The organism is bacterium (genome assembly GCA_023382385.1).
Classification (GTDB): domain Bacteria; phylum Electryoneota; class RPQS01; order RPQS01; family RPQS01; genus JABWCQ01.
The window spans coordinates 34,600-53,898 of the sequence record JAHDVH010000001.1 but is presented as its reverse complement, the minus strand read 5'-3'; the positions used below and the strand labels follow the sequence as shown (position 1 = coordinate 53,898).

Here is a 19,299-nt window from a genome sequence, read left to right as displayed (position 1 = left end):
TTTATAAATCATTGAATCAAAGCAATATTAAGCAAAATCTACGACTCTTACAGAAGAAATTCAAGGAGCTTCTGTTGGTGACAAACGCACAGAGGCCCCGAGGGGCCTCTGCATCGCGAATTCTGTTCTGCTCTATCGTCGTCGTTCAAACGACCGAGCGACCTTTCCTGCAGTGGAAAAGCGCGCGGGAAGACAACCGCCAGTCTCCGAAGACCTCTTCCCAGACTCAACCCGGTAGAATCTCTGGTCAAAATCACGCCAGTTCTTGTCCTCAAATGTTGTATCTCCGGTCGTCGCTATCAGTGCATAGGGACCACCGGCAGTACTTGATGCATACACTTTGTACTCGACAGAGTCGTACTTCGCTGGTTGCCACATTAGCGTGATGTTCTCACCCGGCACAACCACAAGTTGACTGACGGGAGAACTTTCAAAGGCTGCTTCCTTGAACTCAATCCGAGATAATTCCCAGAAGCGGTCGCCATAGTACAGGAACTTCAGAACAACGTTTGCTTGGCCCGATAATGCTGTGAGGTTCGATTCTCGAATGTTCTCAAGCTCTGATCCATTAACCGGACCTTGCCGCCAAATCAAATGCGGGAAAGTCAGCCCGCCGTCTGTGCTCGCCAGTATCCGTGCAATTACGGCCTCACGCGAGTTCTCCCCCGCGATACGACTGCACAGTGAAATCTCCGGCATGGAAAACGCCGTCAGGTCAAGGGACTCTGTCACGTAGGACGAGACGTTGCCACGACGGTTGTTCATCAGGACTACCGACGTATTCTGTTCTTCATTTGGAACAAGTGTGATGAGTCCGGTTGAGCCGCGCCTTCGCATTGCTGGAAGAGTTTCGTATTCTGAAACAACGAACCGAACGCGATCCGACCAATTGCTGACCAACAATTCATACTCGTCTGTAACGACCGTGTTCTGCGGTTCTGACTGATCCGCTGCACGCAGTCGATATCTCACTCTCGTGCCATGGGTCTGCGCGGGAAGCTCGACGAAATACCCCTCCTGAATCCTCTGGAGCACGATACTCACTGGGCTGCCGCCATTCACTCGATAGTCACACGCCACGAAGTCGATTTCGCTTTCGTCCTGAACATCGGCCAGAATTGGAATAGGCGTGCGCGGGTTGCGCCATTCCGTTACTGGTACGTGAGTGATGACCGGAGGGTGAATATCATGCAGAACTGAAATGCCCAACCACAGCAGAATTTCTCGCACCAAATGGACACGCGTCGACGGCGCTTCAAGATCATTCAATGCGCCCAATTCTACAGAACACCCAACCGTCCGATAGTTTGCACTTGAGTTAGCAACGCATACTGTGTAATTCGCGTTGTCTCTGCTGTTGCGCAGAACTTCGATTGCGGAGCCTATGGGTTCAATTCGATCAATGTAGCTATTCTCGCCTGAGTACGTGAATGACATGCCTTCCGTGAAGCGACCTCTAACGCCGCTTAACGGACCGGCATCACCCACACCGTCGGAAAGTCCATTTATTCCGAAATAGGGATGCAGCACAGTCGGACTGTCGAAGGCCCAAACATCGCCACCCTCCCAATAACAGCTTCCACCGTCATCGAGATAGCTTGCGAGGCGTTGCGCCGCTTGATTTGAGAGCGACTGTTCGTTGGGATGCACGCCGCAGAAGATCCATATCGATTTGTACTTGCTCAAATCGGGTGGAAGTTGCTGGCAAGTCTCGTACTCGATGCGCAGTACGTTTAGTGCAGCAATTAATCCCGGAAGTTGCTGGGGATAGCTATCCAAAACGTACAGTAAGACGGGCACCTGTCCGATGCGATGCCTGCCCCAGAATAAAGTTGTGTCACCGTTCAAGCTGGTCAACGTGGCGTTGTACTCGAAAGGATATCCACGCGGCGTTAACGAGTCGCACCGGAACAAAAATGTCACCGTGTCTGTTTCAGACTCCATCAGCGAGTCTCGTGACCAGCGCGTTTCTTCGATATGAAGATAATCGTGTGAAGGAAAACAATCTACTGCTATGCCGCGCAGTGACTCTCCCCCGCGATTCCTGATTATCAGTTCCAGACCAAGCATCTCGCCGCCCTCCGGCTCCCTGTCGCCGTCTCCCTCCACTTCCACTAAAGCTTGACTGACAAGCTCGACGGCCGGTGCCTGAAGCACGATCGTTCGGCTTCCTGCAAACTGTGACTCCCCATCTCGCTCAAACCACGCCTGAATGCTGACCACGCTTCGATCCGGCACTAAAGAACCTATCGAGTAAGTTGCTGTTGCATCCAACCAATCTTCGCTTTGGGATGGCATTGAGGGGACTTGTAGTGTCTGCGGAGTGATAGCCAACCCGGTTCCCGATATCTGCAAGCGGAGCACTCCGCTCCCTGCCGTCATTGTGCCTGCGTTGCGCAACATGATCCGCAGTACCCCGCTTTCGCCACGATCTGCGTGACCGTCCTGGTCCCCCCTTGTTTCTGTCAGCTCAACATCCAGAATCTGGATCAGCGGGCCCGCAATCGGAGCGACAGTAACTTGACGTCTAACGGGAATCGAGTTTTGCCCGCGAATGCGAATCGTCCACTCGTGGGAGGTCGAGAAAGGCAGCGAGACCAAAGCGAAACCAGAAGCGTCAGTTTCGGTAACTCGCGGGAACGTCACATCACTAGTTAAGATAACCTCCGCTCCGGACAGTGGTGAACCGTCTCGTGTGACATTGATCGGGATGTGAGTAGATCCGATGGGCAGTAGTTCCGGCATGTTCACGGCGATGGTGCGCGGCTGCGATGTGTAGGGACGCAGCGATGGGTCGCCCAGCAGAACAAATTGCTGGATGGTCTCTTCTGTCAAACCGCCTGCAGCTTGTGGAAATGACGTTGCACAACGCAGCTTCCCGTAGTCTAATGCTGCACCAAGGTACTCAATGCCCTGATTGAAAACGGCTTGCAAAGTCCCCAGTCCGATTGTGTCACTGTAGAAGAAGGCAGTGCTTTCCGTGGCCCCAACATAGCATAGCGCTCCTCCTGTAACTTGATTCAGGCTCCAGTGCTCGGCGATGCTCGACTGCTGCTCGTCAAAGTCCGCCGTCGCGCAGGCCACCGACACAACAATGCTTGCGTGCGAATCACCGATCTGCTGGATCCCTTGAGTGGTGAAGTGCGGCGAAACCGATGACCAAGATGACACGCTCCCATGTCCAATATAAAATGTCCAAAGCGGACTGGTGTTCAGAGCATTCAGCAGTAGCGGCAGTGCGCCCGTTTGCGGCTGCTGCAACTGAGTCACAGAGAGGCCAGCACTTCCAAAAATTCCCCCGGCCTGCTGCCCGTGCTGCGGGTCGAGCGCAACGGAACTCGAAAACACTGTAGCTGTCCCGGATGACAGGATTTCGCCATCGCGTTCATAGGCAAGCGCGCGCGCCAACCATCCCGTCAATTGTGACGACGTATTGCAAGGAATTCTGCCGACCGAGACATCAGGCAGATAGTCCTGGCCTGACAGCATACTATACGGGTGGTCGGTTAGGCTCGAATGCACTCCATAGAAGGCAGGGATAATGTTGTAGTCACCCACGATGAGCAGAAACTCTGCAGGTTCCGCGGCTCCCTCATACCGTTGAAGTAAATAGCTTCGCAGAGTCTGCGCGTCTGTCGCGACTTCACTGAAGAGTATAACCTCCGACGGGATTCCACATGATTGCTTAAAGTCTCGCCACTCATCCAATTGAGAATCAAAGGGAGAGTCCGTGACGATCCAAAGCCGAGGCTGCGTAATCTCCTCCGGAATCGTCTCAGATCGCGGGATCGGACAGAACTCCTGCCAGAACTGAAAGTCGCGACGATTCTGCACGTTGAGTTGGTCGAGACTGCGTCCGGCTGGGACGCTCAAGCGCAGGGTTAGCCGCTCGGTCACGGTAAGCGTGCTGGTAAGAAAGTTGTAACTTACTGGTGAAATGCTAAGAAGTGATGCCTCTATCCCTCCCAGATAGCCGTGATTGATGACCGTAAGCATTTCGTCAGGGTATTGCGACTCACGCTCGTAGATCGCCGGACTTGGCACGTAGGTTAGATTGGGAGACAGCGCGCGGTCCATTGGCTCGGGAGCCGGAAGCGGTGGTGCGCAAACAATTTCACTCGATGTCTGTTCAACAATTTCAATATCGCTGACTTCGATCCGTGCTGGGATCCACTCTGCAAAAATCGGCAGGGCAGGTTCACCCGGAACCGCAAGACGGGTCAGTCCTGTTGTCGTAATCGTAGACCATTGTGCTCCTGCTCTCTCCACGCTATCAAGTCGAAATTCCGGCAAGGTAAATTCGATCAGCCACTCCGATCGGCCGATCTGACTCCACCTGAGCGGACTCGACTCTGACCTGCCAGCCGCAAGACTGCAGTGACTTGCGGCAATTGTGGACAACAGGAATATGGCAACGCTGCGTTTCATTTTCACAACCTTTGTGGTCATAAAAGGGCTATCACAGCGACAAAGAGCAAACCGCAAGCCCACAAAAAAGGCTCCCGGTCGCTGCCGGAAGCCCGCTCGCGATTCCCCTTCATACGGAATCAGGACAACACTTCAACATGGAATGCTTGATCGCCTTTCGGTCCCGGCACCTTTTCGAAAGTCACACGATCCCCCGGCTCGAGAACGCGATAGCCACGTCCTCGGATTGATGAGTAGTGCACAAAAATCTCTTCGCCAGCCTCCGATTCAATGAACCCAAAGCCTTTCTTTTGCGAGAACCATTTCACCACTCCACGGTCAGTTATTCCGTTTGGAGGAGTCGGAGATTTTGGACGGACAGTAGAAAACATCAGAAAACCTTACACTTTCGGCAGCAAGTCCGGAGAAATTTCCCCCCACTGCCCTTGATAACTCAATCGATATTGTACGTAACGTTCTGCCGTGTCGAGCAGACTTCTTCTTTCTTCGCTGCTAAGATCCCGCTTCTTCCTTGCCGGCACTCCCGCCCACAACTCGCCGGATGGAATGATCGTCTCCTCCAAGACCACTGAACCGGCTGCGACCAGTGATTGCTCACCCACCACCGCGAGATCAAGCACCCGAGCACCAATTCCAATTAAGCAACCCCGTTTGAGGGTGCATCCGTGAACCACAGCTGCGTGTCCGACCGAGACAAGCTCTTCGATTGTCAAAGGCGCTTTCGCAATGGTGACGTGGCAAATCACGCCGTCCTGCAAGTTCGTCCTGGCTCCGATGCGAATCCAGTTCACATCACCACGAACGACTGTGCCAAACCATAAAGAGCACTCCGGTCCAATCTCTGTATCCCCAGTTACGACAGCAGTTGGCGCGAGCCAAGCCGACTCGTCGATGCGCGGTGCTTTACCCTCATACGGCAAGATCAAGGCCATCTTTGCCCCAGAACTCTGCCTGCAAAATTGTCGAGTCCGGCCCATTTCACGAACGGGCCGGACTCATTAGGAGGTGTCCCCCACCTGATCTGCTTACCTATTCTTACGCAGTAACCCGTACAGAAGTTTCCGCGAAATGGGCGAAGTGTGTCGAATCTCGGCAACATGCTTTGCAAATCCAAATCCAGTTCCCTATATTTTGTTTTTTATCGCTTTGTTGTTCCAATGGCACGGGGAAGCGCGAGAATTCTGGTGTAAATCAGCAAGAATGGTTGATTTAGACTGAAAATTCCGTTTCTTTTAGTGCCTCAGCAGTTCCGATTTCCACTCAAGACAGGACGTATGAATCGCTATATAAAATTCTGGATTGCCTCTACTATTGTGCTCTTTCTGCTGGCATTATGGCCGGTTGGCGTCATCTCGGGGAGAACTACATCCCATGTAAGTCAGGGAGGATTACTGGTGCGCGAGGCGCAGCTCGTCGATGAATTCTGCCTGTCAAAGGCACCGAATTCGGGTAGAGCGAGCAACCCGCGGTCCTGGGAGTCAGTGCTTGGCGCAAATATCCGAATCCGTGAAGCGGCTGGTGAAGCTGCCGCCGATGTCGGGATGCCGCGCGACAGGGCCGGTGAAGTCTCAGCCCTTAAGCCCGGACAAGGCATTACGCTCGTCAATGAGAAAGGCACGCACTATATCCTAAAGTCCGCGCAGGGGCGTGACTGGTACGTGGTCTTATCCAAACATGACGCGGGAGACGATGTTTTCATCGGGGGAAATGCGGGTCTATCTCCAAGTCCGATTGCGATGGCCCTCGCTTTAGCACTGCTTGGGGGAGGACTGATGACATTGCTGGCCAGAGTCGCATTTGGAGTCCCCAAATCAAACGAATAGCGCGATTGCCGGACTGACTTTTGGGCCGCGTCAATCGACGCGGCCTTTTCACTTCTATGACCGGCCAAAAGCCGCGGAATAGGCCCTGAGTAGTTCCTGTGTGCTATGCTCCCACGACAGCTCTTCGCGCAACCTCTTGCTGCCAAAGTTGCCCATCTCCTCGCGCCGAGCGATATCTTCAAGCAAGTTCACGATCTGACGGGCAAAGTCCTCGATGTCATTATCCTTCGCATAGACCGCTGCAGATTGAGCTGAAAACTCGGACTCTGTCAGCCGGTACGAAACGATGGGACGAGACATGGCCATATACTCAAGAATTTTGTTCATCGTGCAGTGTGTATTGAGCGGATTGATCGGATCCGGCGCAAGACAGACATCCGCAGTAGACAGGACCTCCCTGACTTGCTCATTCGAGACGCGTCCCGTGAACTCGACGAAATCCTGCAGCTCGAGCTCTTCGGCCATCTTCTTCAGAACGGACAGGTTTTCGCCTCCGCCCATCAGAAGAAAATGAATGTCGTTCCTTCCCCACTCTTGCACAATCACCTTGGCACTTTGAAGAAGGTAATCGAGGCCATCCTGCGCGCCCATCGTCCCAAGATAGGCTGCAAGATACTTCTTGCCGCGTTTCCATTCAGGATTTGCGGGGAGAGGACTGAATTTTTGCAGGTCCGGAGCGCTTCTAACGACAAAAACAAGATCAGGATTCAGCTTGCCGCGCTCAATGGCGATTCTTCGATACGATTGATTTGTCGAGATGACAACATCCGCAGTTCGGTAGGTCCAGTGCTCAAGCAGGCGCAATGCCTTAAGGATCAAACCTCCCTTGTTGGGATACTTCGACTCAAACGTCTCAGGACTGAGGTCGTGCTGATCAAAGACAAATTTGACTCCGAACAGCTTGAATGGCAAGGTCACTAAGAAGAACAAGTCCGGCGGATTGCACGCATGGACTACTTTAAATCCACGCCGAAAGAAGACATATGCTGCGTAGAGAAACGTCCAGACCATCGCCCAGGAGTATTCCCATAAATAGCCAATCGCGCGATTGGCGGTATAGGGCATCGGATAGCGATAGATGGCAACTCCGTCAATCATCTCAAACGGCTTTTTGTCCACCATCCGAGGACAAATCACGCTGACCTGATAGCCCGCTCGGGTCAGCGCAAGCGATTCCTGCCAGACGCGGCGATCAAACGGGACAGAGAGGTTCTCGACCAGAACGAGGACCTTACCAGCAGACGCCATGATACTCCGCGTGAATATCGCTCTCATTGGGCACCCGAGCCAAGTCGTAGACAACCTGCTCGCGCGTCAATTTCTTCAGCACCGGATAGAATTCTTCATCACGATAGGTGACCAGCACAATTTCCGAATGCGTTGCGATTTCATCTGCTGACTTCACCAGCAACTCCGCCAGGTGCGGAATAGCTGTTTCGATAAACCGCTTGTTTGCGCCGAGCAGGCGAGCAAGCGACACATTCCGGTCGTATATCTTGATGTCAAAGCCCTTGCCTAAGAGTGTCTCGACGAGTTCCACCACCGGGCTTTCACGCATATCATCTGTACCGGCTTTGAATGCCAGTCCGAGCACGCCGAGCTTTTTCTTTCCAAAGGCCATGATAGCTTTAGCCGCACGCCTGACGTGCTCTTCATTTGACTCCATTAACGAGAACAGCATGGGCGTTTTCAAGTTCTGCTGTCTCGCGCACGCCATCAGAGCGCGCACGTCCTTCGGCAGGCATGATCCGCCAAATGCGAAACCCGGCTTCAAGTAGTACGGTGACAGGTTCAACTTTGTGTCTGTGCAAAAGATCTCCATGACGCGATGACTGTCCACTCCGACAGACTTGGCGACCGCGCCAATCTCGTTGCCAAAGACAACCTTGACCGCGTGAAAGACGTTGTCCGCGTATTTCACCAGCTCCGCTTCTTCGATTTTGGTCAGGTGGAAGGCTCCGGGCAACCCCTTGTAAAGGTCTGCGGCAAGCCTTGCAGTGCCCTCGTGATCCGCGCCGACGACCGTCTTGGGCGGTGCAAAGAAGTCGGCAACTGCTGTGCCTTCCCGCAGGAACTCCGGATTATAGGCGAGCCTGAAGCCGTTGCCTTCAGTCTTGCCCGAGTGTTTCTCAAGATTAGGCAGAAGCTCCTTGCGGGTTGTTCCGGGGAGGAGCGTACTGCGCACAACCACCGTGAATGGGCGATCCAACGGTTTCATCGCTGCGCCGATTTGTTCGCATACGCGTCGCGCATACTCCGTGTTCAAAGCACCTGACGGCAGGGACGGCGTGCCAACACAGATTAGGGCAAGTTCGGTATTGCGCACCGCTTCTTCGATCGAAGTTGTGGCGTTCAGCCTGCCGGAAGAACGATGCTTTGCTATAAGTTCAGGGAGTTCAGTCTCAACGATTGGACTTTTGCCCTCGCGGAGAAAGTTGACTTTGCTTTCGTCAACGTCGATTCCCCAGACCTCGTGACCGAATTCGCACAAGCAGGCTGCTGAAACGCACCCTACATATCCAAGGCCAAATATGCTGATCTTCATCTAAATCTAATTCAGTAAGTGATTTGAGTAGACTTAAGTGTAACGATTCCCAACGAATTCCGCAAACTCCCTATTCTGGCGCAAAGCGTGCGCCACGAGTCAGCGGGAAGTCAGTGAAGTGTTCGTATGTTCAATTACTGTTCGCTTGATAATTCAGGAGTTTAGCTGTAACTTGACTGAAGGAGGTTACGAAATGAACGTCAAGAAAAGATTACAGAACATCCAAGGTCGGATGAAATTGGCCGGCATCGACGCGTTGTTAGTACCTAACGCTGATCCGCACGGAAGTGAATACGTCCCCGATCACTGGAAACGCAGAGAATTCGTCTCGGGATTCACCGGCTCGATGGGTGAGGCTTGCATCACGTCTTCCGCGACTGCACTCTGGGTGGATTCGCGCTATTTCTTGCAGGCCGAACGAGAACTCGCCGGAACTGGCATAAAGATTCAGAAGATCGGATTACGCGGCACTCCGACCCTTACCGGCTGGCTTCACGCACAGCTTTCGAAAGGTGCGCGGATAGGTGTAGACTCGCAAGTGATCACGCATGAGCGTTTCAATCAGTTGCGTGAAGAGTTTACTGCGTTGGGGCTGACGCTCGTGGCGATGTCGCGAAACATCGTGGATGAGGTTTGGCAAGGCCGCCCGGAGATTCCGCACAGAGCTCTTGCCGTTCATGAGCTTGCCTACGCGGGGGAAAGCGTTTCCGCAAAGTTGTTGCGGGTAAGAAAAGAGATGAAGCTACGCGGGGCAAGTTCGCACATCATCACGGAGCTTGACGCGATTGCCTGGCTGTTCAATCTGCGGGGAACGGACGTTGACTACAATCCCGTGTTTGTCTCCTACGCGATTGTCAAAGAAGACACGGCGCATCTTTATGTGGACTTGCGAAAAGTGACTCCCAAGGTCCGTAAACATCTTGGGAAGTTTGTCCGCGTGCATCGCTATGACGCATTCGGCGAAGCGGTCAAGAAGCTCAGCAAATCGCGCGGCAAGGTTTGGGTACATTCAGGCACGGCCAGTCAATGGATTTTTTCATTGGTCGGAAAGGCCAGATTGCTGACCGAACGGTCGCCGATTACTCTGCTGAAAGCCTGCAAGACTCCGCATCAGATTCGCGGCATGCAGTCCGCCCACGTGCGCGACGGCGTGGCGATGGTCAAATTCCTGAGTTGGCTTGACGAGAACATGGGCAAGATTCCGATGAGCGAGTTGTCATTGGAAGTAGAACTCGAACGGGCGCGGACAGCATCCAAACTCTATCGCGGGCCAAGTTTTTCGCCGATCATCGGCTATGCGGGCAACGGCGCGGTTATCCACTACCGTGCGGTGACTGAGACGAACCGGCAAGTGAAGCCGCGCGGGCTGATGGTGATTGATTCCGGCGGACAATATCCCGATGGAACGACCGACATTACGCGCACAGTATGCTGCGGCAGTCCGACGCGTAAGCAGAAAGAACACTTCACACGAGTGCTGAAAGGTCACATTGCGATTGCAACGACTGCGTTTCCCGCTGGAGTTCGCGGTCCGCAACTTGAAGTGCTGGCGAAGAGATCGCTGTGGCAGGCCGGATTGGATTACATTCACGGCACGGGGCACGGCGTCGGCCACTACCTGTGCGTGCATGAGGGTCCCGCATCCATCGCGCCGCGATTCCCCAATGAGCCTCTGCAACCCGGCATGGTGTTGTCGAATGAACCGGGATACTATCTTGCGGGTGAGTACGGAATCCGGATTGAAAATCTCGTTTTCGTGTATGAGGATCCGGAGCTTCCAGGGTTCTACCGGTTCGGCAATCTGACTTTGTGTCCGATTGACCGGAGGCTGATTGATACGAAGCTGCTGACGGAACAGGAGCGCGCGTATCTTAACAGCTATCACGCTACAGTCAGGCGGGTGCTGCTGCCAAAAGTAAAGGGGAAAGCTGCAACCTGGTTGAAGAAAATGACGGCGGCGATTTAGATACTGCCGTATGCCGGTTTCAGAACGGGACTCAATTGAGTCCCGTTTGCTTTTTTAAGATGCCGTGGCGTGCGTCTGTAGACACTAATCGCAATCCAAACCGATTGGCGGTCCAAGCCAGTGTGCGCTCCGAATAGAAACAAACGTGCGTCGGATCGCGGACATACCACCAGTTCTCAATGTCGGTGGAGTCGTCATGGAAGAGAGTTTTGACTATCAGAAACCCATCCCGTCGCGTGGCATCACACATGGTTTGCCACTCTGAAGCCGGCGTCCTGAAGTGTTCGGCAGTCTCGCAACAAACTACTGCGTCATATTGCTCGCCCAACACACTTTCGTGTGGTGCGAAGAGCGGATCGAACAGCGCTGCGTCGTAGCCGCGTGCTCGCAGCAGTTCCGCCAAGACGGGTTCGGGTCCGCTTCCGAAGTCGAGAATTGCGGCAGGAGGAGTCACGTGTTCTGCGACTGCGGTAACGAGCGTATTCAGAAATGCGATGTAGTCGGCGTTCTCTCGTGAATTCCGGTGAAGCAGGTAACGTTCACGCTCCTGCTCAGGGGTAAGCCAGTCTGATTCGTGGACCGAGATGAGATCGCATTGGCGGCAGCGCGCGGTGCGGCGACCGTTTAATGACAAATGCGGAGCGGGCAATGGGAGTGCGCAGAGAGGGCAAGGCTTCGGGGTCATCACGTCCTACTGTTCAAGACAAGAAAACAACAGCACGGGCTGTTGTTTTTATTTGAGCGGATGACGGGACTCGAACCCGCAACCTCCAGCTTGGGAAGCTGACATAATCAAATATAAATCAACTATCTACCTAAGCCACGTAACACAGCAGTAACATAAGACCCCGGCGACTGCACAGGGCCTCCTCCTCGCATGATCGCCGAAATATCCTCCAATGAAAACCCGGCGTAATTCCTCATTGTCGTGGAAATATCCCCGTGCCGCAGCAACCTGCTCACCACGGCCAGCGGCATCCCCTCAAGCAAATGATTTACGGCAAACGAATCCCGACAGTTATGGAGCTTCAACCATCTAACCCCCGCGGTCCGCACCGCCCGCGCCCAACAAACATCAATATGGCCTGACCACATCGACATCTCCCACAACTGACCACGCCTAACCCCTCCTCCTATCCGATCCAGCACAACCCCCACCTCTTCGAGTATTGGAAACATTTCCGCACGTCCAGATTTTGTACGAGAAAGCAAGATCATCTTGCTTGACTTGCTGATGTGCTCCCAGCGTAACGCCAACGCCTCGCGCTTACGCAACCCAGTCAACAAGAGAAACGCAACATAAGACCCAAAACAACTCCCGTTTACTTTGATTCCCGTCGCCGCGTATACCAACCTCTCGGATTCTTCCGGGTCAAAAAAATCCCTATGAGAAGACTGTCCTACATGGTATTCAGAAATGACCGGAATTTTCCAACCATCCAGTCCATATCTCGTCTTCGCCCAACGCAAAAACGCACGCAAGTTCCGGATGTCGATGTTTAACGTATGAACGGACACCCCGCGCCGAAATCCAGTCTCAATCAATTTCCAATGCGCATCAGTCAGCGCTGCTATCGACACTTCCCCCACAGCCGCACAAACCATCCGCAATGTATTCTCATGCAACGGCAGGGTCCGCTGACCCCAAAACATCGACCGCTCCCGCAAGTACTCTTCCGCCGCACTCCTCACCTCTATGCCATCGCCTGTCTCCGCAAACGGATCAATCCCTGCATCGATCAACCCCTGAATCTTCAGCAGATCTTTCCGCGCCTTCTGATCATTAATCAATTCCCCAGTCGCACTTCGTGACGGAATCCCCGAATTCCAAGCATACCACCGCCCAGTCGGAAGCTTAACCCGCAAATACCAGACACTCCCCCCCGCTTTGAATTGTCGCTCATAAAGTGAAGCCATAAACCGGAGCCATAAGTCTAAGTTGGTACAAGACAACACTAATGGTTACACCAAACTCGTTCGCAAGCTCACCCACTGTCCATTGATTCATCCAAAGCTCATAAAGCACTGGTGGAGGCGCCACCAAATGACCGGCGAACTCGTTATAGAAGCGACCGTGGTATCCATTCAACGACGGGTACAAAATCTCAGACAACTCATGCGCAAATAAGAACCGCTCCTCAGAAGCATCAATATCCTTCGACAACAAGATGATCCGATATGTTCTATCCGCTGCCGCCCGAATCACCTCCGGAAGATCGGCATACCATAGCCGCACACCCCAGTATTCTTCCCACCTGAAAATATCTATCGCTCCACAAGGCTGACCCACCTCTGCGCGCATTCTTATTGCCAAATTCATTGTCCCGATGTCAAGCGTCCGACTCTTCAGAAATCAGTCCTTTCGCAACTTCCCGCAATATGCGCTCGATCTGCAACCGCTTCGCCTGAGACAACTTCCGGCCCGGCCGCAATGAGAATTTCACAGTCAAGGGAACGAGTGATCCTTCTGGAACATCTTCCCAGAAAGAAGCAAGGTCAACCCGCAGATAAGCGGCAATAGCTTGGAGTTTGTCAATTCCGGGAGATTCAATCTTATTCGTCTCAACCTTCGCCACCCATTGCTCATCAACTCCAGACCCCCGCGCCAACTCTGCCCGGCTCAAACCCGCCGCTTCTCGCAATGCCCGCAAACGCAATCCAATCACAATTTGACCTAACTATTCATTCCGTGCTTGACTTTTATCTTTTAAGATAGTATCTTCCAGCGCAAAAGAGTTACTAAAGGATATAACATTAGCCCCCAATCCTAATGCAAATCCAATAGAACTCTTGAGATACGCGCGGCGGCCCCGAGGCAGCCAACCATGAGGGCCGCCAGCGCGTTGCTTTCGACAAACCTCACCCAGTATGAATATCTGGGCAAACCTTGCCGTTTATGCAAAATAATACCAATCCTCCAAAAAAGCAACGCCTCAGTATTCACGACTTCCCGCCGGGGACTTATCTGTCCGCGGACGAAGTGGCGGAAATCTGGGGCATTTCTGTTCGGTGGGTCTATCGGAACAAGGACGCCATAGGCTACGAGACGATTGGTGGAATCATCCGTTTTCGGCAGGACGACATCCTCCGCTTCCCCCAACGAGCGGACGCTCCCCCAAAACCCCGAACTTACACTAAACGTAAAACACTGGCCGAGAAAATCTGCAACGAGGCATAGCCAGTGTCCTTGCACGACGTATGGGGCAAACTCGCCGACCATTGGGCGCATTGCCTGCAACAAGAGTTTGATTCTGTTTTGATTGACGGACAAACCATTCAGCAAAAGTATGGAATCACGGCGGAATCATGCAAACGGTTCAAAGTGGGCTATGTCCCAGCAACCGAAAACACGTTCAATATCATCCAACAACTGACAGGACTGCGCACGGATGAAATCATCGCGGCCGACTATTTCGGACTATGCTCAGCGGGATCTGTCGGAATCTATTCGTTCTTTTCTGGACGAGTCGTGTTCCCCTACCTGATCAACAACTCCGTGCGCTACTGGTCAGGACGGAAAACCGATGCCGTCGCAAATACCAGCGCGCCGAAATTCCTGCACATGAAAATGGACGTCGCTAAAATCGACGAACGTCCGTTCTATCTTGAGCCGGAGTACAATAACCTCTGCTTTGTCGTGGAAGGGCATACCCACGCACTGCTCCTCCAGCAGCACGGCTTCCCGGCCATTGCCATCGGAGCAAAACTCTGGAACACGTATCAGCGAGGGATCCTGCGTAAACTATCTTCGCCGATCTGGATTCCGGACGCCGATGTATTGAAACCGTCACAAGGCGGCCTAACCACCCTTGCCGACGGAACCCAGAAATTTATCCCCGGGAAATCCGCGGCGGATAAAATCTTTGAACTGCTGCCGCACATGGCTCAGTTGTCAAACCTGAAAATCTTGGTCTACCCGCAAGACTTTCTTGCCACGTATGGCAAAGGCGACATCTGCGACTGGTTCAAAACCCATGAACCCAAACACCTTATCGAATGGATCGACCGCGCCCTCGACTTTAATGATCTCGCCGAACGTGCCTTCGAGGAAGTCCCCTCAGCCACCGAGCTGACCAACCGCATTGATGACCTCGCCCGCATCGTCAGCCACCGCAGCGAACTGGTCAACCGCAACCTGATTGACAGGATCCGTAAAAAAACGGGGCAAGGCGCCGTCATCAGCAACGAGTTTACTCGCATCGCAAAACAAGCGAGCAAATCCAGCCGCGGAGAAGCCTCTGAAACCGATCAGCTTAACGCTGCCCTATTTACTACCATCCGACCCGGGCAATCATTTCAAAATGGCATGCTCTATTATACCGTTTGGCGAAGCACCACTCGCACGCGTGTCGAAAATGGACAAAAACTCAGCGTGATTGTCGACACCCCCTATTTAGTCACCTCAAAACAGGACTACTTCGCCGCGGAATCCACGGAAATGCACACTCGCTCCCTGCGCTTCCCAAACAACACAGAACCCAGCATGATCGGATTCCGCTGGAGTACTGAACCGCGGGATAAATTCTCTGTTAGCCAATGGCTCGAACATGGAGTCGATGACGCCCCGGACGGTTTTAGTCTCTTTGCTGACACACAAAACTTCATTAAGCGGTTTGTGTTCTTTGCTGATAAAGAGATCTACTCCTTCCTCTCCCTGTATTCCATCTACACCTACTGCTACAGCGTCTTCCCGGCTACCGGATACATCGGCATCACCGGAACACCCGGATCCGGGAAAAGCACCGTACTGCAAATCCTCACCAGCCTCTGCTTTAACACCCAACCCGTTGCCAGCACCAGCCTCTCCTCCCTGTTTCACGTCACCGACGAAGCCGGCGTCACACTCGCCTTCGATGAAGCTGAGAAATATCACTCTCAGGCCGTCGTCAACGACACAGTGGACGAGCAAATCCTCGCCGTCTATTCCGGATACAAAGAAGGAACCCCTATCCTGCGGCAAGTCCCGATAGACGGAAAACGCATGATTACCAAAGCCTTTGAGGTCTACGGACCTAAAATCTTCAGCAACACCAAAGGCTACAATACCACTCTGCTCTCCCGCATGATCCTGCTCTATGCGCAAATGTGCCCCTCCGACGTCATCATCGAAAACTTTCAAGAAAAGCAGGAAGCTCAGTCCACACGCGAACTCCGTAATCGAATGTATTATTGGGCCATCGCACACGCTCCCCAAGTCCGCTCGATTTACGAAAAACTTCACGAAGACCGATCCATTCTTAAGTCGCTTGGGTTGAACAACCGAGAAGCAGAAATCTGGGGAAACTTCCTCGCCGTCGCCATTGCCCTCGACTTCAGCAGCGGAAACACCTACCCGCTGAAAACAGACGACGAGGACGAACTGAACATTCCTACATCAGTCCTCAAGTTCACCATTGACGCCTGCAAAAAACTGACGCGGGCGAAAATTCGCAGCATGGTCGAAAAAGACACCTTCGGCATTTTTCTCGCCGGACTTCGCCAAATGGTTAAAACTGGAGATGTCCAACCCATCTCCTTCGACGACAGACCGGACGAACTCCGCTACAATTGGTACCCGGTCAAACTCGTGCATAAATATCTGCACCGATTGGCCGGACTGAAGTATTTCCCGCGCACCCGCGGCGACAACTCATTGGAAAAATGCCTCACCACTAAAACCAGCATCTGCACAGAACAGGAATACGGAGTCCGTGCCAAAAATGAACACGGAAACCTGACTTATGTCAGATTGGACATTGGGAAAATCGAAAAAGCCATGATCGATAAACGCTTCCCCCTCGATTACGAAGTGCCCTTCGATGATGAGTCCGAAGAAGGGAAATCGGATGAGTGACCTCGAACGGGACATCCTGAATAAATCGGGATCTGCCGATCAAATCGCCGATCGCCATCATGTCTCGCCTTCCCATGTTCGGACGATCGCCAATATGCTCGGCGTGGCCCTGCCCAGAGCCAATACTCCTAAACTGGATATTGTGCGCAATCTATTCGGTGCTGACCCGATCGGCGTCATTCAAATCCTCGAACAAAAACTCGGATCCAAGAAAACCGCCAAACTCCTGACCCGCTCCACAGAGGGAGAAGTCGTCTTCCATCAACAATGGGTCTTCTACCACACCAGACGAAATCATTCGCATACGGTTACAGGAGAGCAAGTCAAAATAACATTGCTTGCTCTGAGTAATCCAAGACTCTCCGAGTTCATTGAAAAACTATGAAATACGACAACTGGAAAATCATCGGATTCGATGAATCAAAATCCAAACTCGTCGGCGTCGAACCAGCCTTCTTTGTTGAAGTGCTGCATGCCAGACATCGTAAACTCACTACCGAGTTTGTTCATCGCTGGCAGCACCTTTTATCCGGAAAAAATCCGCTCTTCCGACAATTTTGCCTTGCCTATTGTCTGGCCGCGACCGGAGGGGATGTGTCATGGAAAAAGTTCAGACCGGAATTATCCCTGAATTCCGCACCGCCGCCACCCGCGGGCATAAACCGTCATGACTGGTTCGCAGAGCATGGCATCGCTGCCCTCCCCCTCTGCCAACTGGCTCCGCAATACGTCACCAATTATAGCGACCTGCTCAACGTCCAGAACAGCTTCGAGATCTTGGAAGCCCTCTGCATGGACGCTTTTGAAGGGCATCGCGACGTCTGCCACGCGGCTCTCATTGTCCACCGGCAGGGCATCACCAGAAATCCGGAAAAACTCTTCGATGTGTCGTACCGCGGAACCTTCCTCCCTGACTTCATCAACTACTTCAATATGATCGGGATCATTCTAACAGAAAGGAACTCAGCACATGAACGCCAGATTTAAGACAACCACTCTCGAACCAAACCCAGAACATCCCGAACAGGAAATTACGCCGAATCTAACGGATCAACCCGGCGCGGAACAGCCCGAACAGAAAATCGCATATGGCGTGCCCGAAAAAGCCGTCTTTGTCGCCCGCGCCATCAAACTCCTCGGCCGCAACGCCAATGCCTCGCACACCGAAATCGCTGAACTCTTTTACGACTTCGTGACCAAACACTGCGAACTCTCTGAGTAATGCACACACTCCTCTACACCGAACCGGCGGCCGGCGTACACGCCATGACCAGCGACATCCTCCAAAGAGTGCCCCGCTCCGCGGCTCTGCGCGCTGTATCGCCTATCCGCCGCGCGCTCCTGCCGGTCTGCTCTCAGATCGCCGCCGCCGGTTCGGTCCGCAGAGGAGTATCCCAAATCAAGTCCGTCGAACTCGTCTGCGTCGAACTTGCTGCGGGAACCATTCGAAGCACACTCTTCGAGTATTGCTTTCAGAACAAAATTAACCCATCCGAATTCTTTGGCCGCTTCAAACACGGCACCAAACTGATTGACTGCAACTGCCTGACTGATGACGGGAAATCTTTCAAACTCGAACTCTATCTCACCCAACCCAGACAATTCGGCTGGATTCATTTCATCCGTACCGGCCCGCGCGACTGGAACATGGCCGCTATGATCCAACTGAATAGGACAGGACACGTCCTTCGCGACGGACTCGTTATCCACAACAACACTCTGATCGATTGCTCTCTCGAGCAGAACATCTTTGACCGGCTTCGCATCCCGTTCATTAAACCGCAATTCAGAAACCCCAAAACCCTGCATGCGACGCTGCTCGCCGCCGGCGCCAACCCCCACTTCAAACCATGACTTGGACCCAAACCCATTCCGGCAAGCGCTTCGACATCTTCAATCCGCGCGACGAAGACGTCTGCATCGAAGATATTGCTCACGCCCTTGCCCATATCTGCCGCTTCAACGGACACACGAAGAAATTCTATTCCGTTGCTGAACACAGCCTCCACACCGCCCGCATCGCCGCGGCCCTTTCGACGGATCCCCGCGTCGCATGGGCCGCCCTCATGCACGATGCTCACGAAGCCTATACCTGCGACATCCCCAAACCGTGGCGGGCACAGCTCTGGGCCAAAACCGGCCAGAACTTCATGGCCTCCTTCGACATCATTTGCGCTCAAATCGAAAAAACCATCTTCCGCAAACTCAGCGGCGGACTGGTGGACTTTCGCCATTCCGATTCCCGCGCCATCGTGACCTACGCCGACGAAGCCATGCTCGTCAATGAGAAACGCCTCGCACTCTTTCATCAGATCGACTGGGGAACCAACGGGAAACTCCCGATCCATGTCGATCATGTCTTCACGAAACTCGATTTTCTAAAACCGCCCGAAGCCGCCTTCCAATTTCTCAAAGCATATCAGGAGATTGAACAATGTCTGCACTCAGCCTCACCCTGCTCCTCGTGGCCGCTCCTCTCGCTGCGGCCCTATGTCACTGGACACTCTGCCGCGTCAGCCGAAGATACTGGATCCGCCGCTGCCGAGTAAAACACTGGCTCGCGCGCAACGTCTGGACAGAATCACCGGAAATCCGGATTGACCCGGAGTTTAAGGCACGAAAACGCTGGCTTCAGGTCGCTCTGACCTTCGTGATCGGAACCGTCTGGGGCATGTTACTCGCCTGTTCCCTGATTGACTGGCAA

At 53.2% G+C, this 19,299-nt stretch carries 17 protein-coding genes; 8 read left to right on the top strand and 9 right to left on the bottom strand.

All coding sequences use genetic code 11. The features are described 5' to 3' along the window. Positions 1-132: 132 nt before the first annotated feature. The 3 genes from KJZ99_00250 to KJZ99_00240 form a co-directional block, all read right to left on the bottom strand. A complete protein-coding gene (locus KJZ99_00250) occupies positions 133-4,428 on the bottom strand; it encodes a hypothetical protein (GenBank protein ID MCL4304331.1) in 4,296 nt (1,431 codons plus the stop codon). Between the two features lie 119 nt (positions 4,429-4,547). Continuing rightward, positions 4,548-4,799, bottom strand: coding sequence for a cold shock domain-containing protein (locus tag KJZ99_00245; protein ID MCL4304330.1), 252 nt, complete (start codon positions 4,797-4,799; stop codon positions 4,548-4,550). Between the two features lie 9 nt (positions 4,800-4,808). Beyond that, positions 4,809-5,360 (bottom strand): gamma carbonic anhydrase family protein, encoded by a 552-nt coding sequence (locus KJZ99_00240; GenBank protein MCL4304329.1) that lies wholly within the window; start codon positions 5,358-5,360, stop codon positions 4,809-4,811. Between the two features lie 342 nt (positions 5,361-5,702). Between KJZ99_00240 and KJZ99_00235 the strand changes: the two genes are divergently transcribed. Next, the gene (locus KJZ99_00235) at positions 5,703-6,251 is read left to right on the top strand and encodes a hypothetical protein (GenBank protein ID MCL4304328.1); all 549 of its coding nucleotides are present in this window, start codon (positions 5,703-5,705) and stop codon (positions 6,249-6,251) included. A gap of 54 nt (positions 6,252-6,305) precedes the next feature. On the opposite strand, the gene KJZ99_00230 is transcribed toward KJZ99_00235, so the two are convergent. Together KJZ99_00230 and KJZ99_00225 are read right to left on the bottom strand one after the other, a co-directional pair. Continuing rightward, entirely contained in the window at positions 6,306-7,499 is a 1,194-nt protein-coding gene (locus KJZ99_00230; GenBank protein MCL4304327.1) for a glycosyltransferase family 4 protein, read from the bottom strand. Beyond that, positions 7,483-8,796: a nucleotide sugar dehydrogenase gene (locus tag KJZ99_00225; GenBank protein MCL4304326.1), complete on the bottom strand. Its 1,314-nt coding sequence runs from the start codon at positions 8,794-8,796 to the stop codon at positions 7,483-7,485. The genes KJZ99_00230 and KJZ99_00225 overlap by 17 nt, the downstream gene beginning before the upstream one ends. A gap of 193 nt (positions 8,797-8,989) precedes the next feature. Here KJZ99_00225 and KJZ99_00220 point away from each other — a divergent pair, with 193 nt between their 5' ends. Beyond that, positions 8,990-10,762 carry an aminopeptidase P family N-terminal domain-containing protein gene (locus tag KJZ99_00220; protein ID MCL4304325.1) on the top strand — a complete coding sequence of 591 codons (1,773 nt, stop codon included), beginning with the start codon at positions 8,990-8,992 and terminating at the stop codon, positions 10,760-10,762. A gap of 31 nt (positions 10,763-10,793) precedes the next feature. On the opposite strand, the gene KJZ99_00215 is transcribed toward KJZ99_00220, so the two are convergent. From KJZ99_00215 to KJZ99_00200, 4 genes are all read right to left on the bottom strand, one after another. Further along, entirely contained in the window at positions 10,794-11,447 is a 654-nt protein-coding gene (locus KJZ99_00215) for a methyltransferase domain-containing protein (protein MCL4304324.1), read from the bottom strand. A gap of 122 nt (positions 11,448-11,569) precedes the next feature. After that, positions 11,570-12,679 (bottom strand): tyrosine-type recombinase/integrase, encoded by a 1,110-nt coding sequence (locus tag KJZ99_00210; protein MCL4304323.1) that lies wholly within the window; start codon positions 12,677-12,679, stop codon positions 11,570-11,572. Next, a complete protein-coding gene (locus tag KJZ99_00205; protein ID MCL4304322.1) occupies positions 12,663-13,076 on the bottom strand; it encodes an ImmA/IrrE family metallo-endopeptidase in 414 nt (137 codons plus the stop codon). The genes KJZ99_00210 and KJZ99_00205 overlap by 17 nt, the downstream gene beginning before the upstream one ends. A gap of 16 nt (positions 13,077-13,092) precedes the next feature. Further along, entirely contained in the window at positions 13,093-13,428 is a 336-nt protein-coding gene (locus tag KJZ99_00200) for a helix-turn-helix domain-containing protein (GenBank protein ID MCL4304321.1), read from the bottom strand. A 521-nt stretch (positions 13,429-13,949) separates the two neighbouring features. Between KJZ99_00200 and KJZ99_00195 the strand changes: the two genes are divergently transcribed. From KJZ99_00195 to KJZ99_00170, 6 genes are read left to right on the top strand one after another with little or no spacing between them, the layout of a single operon-like run. After that, positions 13,950-16,595, top strand: a complete 2,646-nt coding sequence (locus tag KJZ99_00195; GenBank protein MCL4304320.1) for a hypothetical protein — start codon at positions 13,950-13,952, stop codon at positions 16,593-16,595. After that, positions 16,588-16,980 (top strand): hypothetical protein, encoded by a 393-nt coding sequence (locus tag KJZ99_00190; protein ID MCL4304319.1) that lies wholly within the window; start codon positions 16,588-16,590, stop codon positions 16,978-16,980. Before KJZ99_00195 ends, KJZ99_00190 begins: the two co-directional genes overlap by 8 nt. Beyond that, a complete protein-coding gene (locus KJZ99_00185; protein ID MCL4304318.1) occupies positions 16,977-17,582 on the top strand; it encodes a hypothetical protein in 606 nt (201 codons plus the stop codon). The genes KJZ99_00190 and KJZ99_00185 overlap by 4 nt, the downstream gene beginning before the upstream one ends. Then, positions 17,566-17,817, top strand: a complete 252-nt coding sequence (locus KJZ99_00180; GenBank protein ID MCL4304317.1) for a hypothetical protein — start codon at positions 17,566-17,568, stop codon at positions 17,815-17,817. The genes KJZ99_00185 and KJZ99_00180 overlap by 17 nt, the downstream gene beginning before the upstream one ends. Beyond that, entirely contained in the window at positions 17,817-18,449 is a 633-nt protein-coding gene (locus KJZ99_00175) for a hypothetical protein (GenBank protein ID MCL4304316.1), read from the top strand. The genes KJZ99_00180 and KJZ99_00175 overlap by 1 nt, the downstream gene beginning before the upstream one ends. Continuing rightward, the gene (locus KJZ99_00170; protein MCL4304315.1) at positions 18,446-19,144 is read left to right on the top strand and encodes an HD domain-containing protein; all 699 of its coding nucleotides are present in this window, start codon (positions 18,446-18,448) and stop codon (positions 19,142-19,144) included. The genes KJZ99_00175 and KJZ99_00170 overlap by 4 nt, the downstream gene beginning before the upstream one ends. Positions 19,145-19,299: the final 155 nt, after the last annotated feature.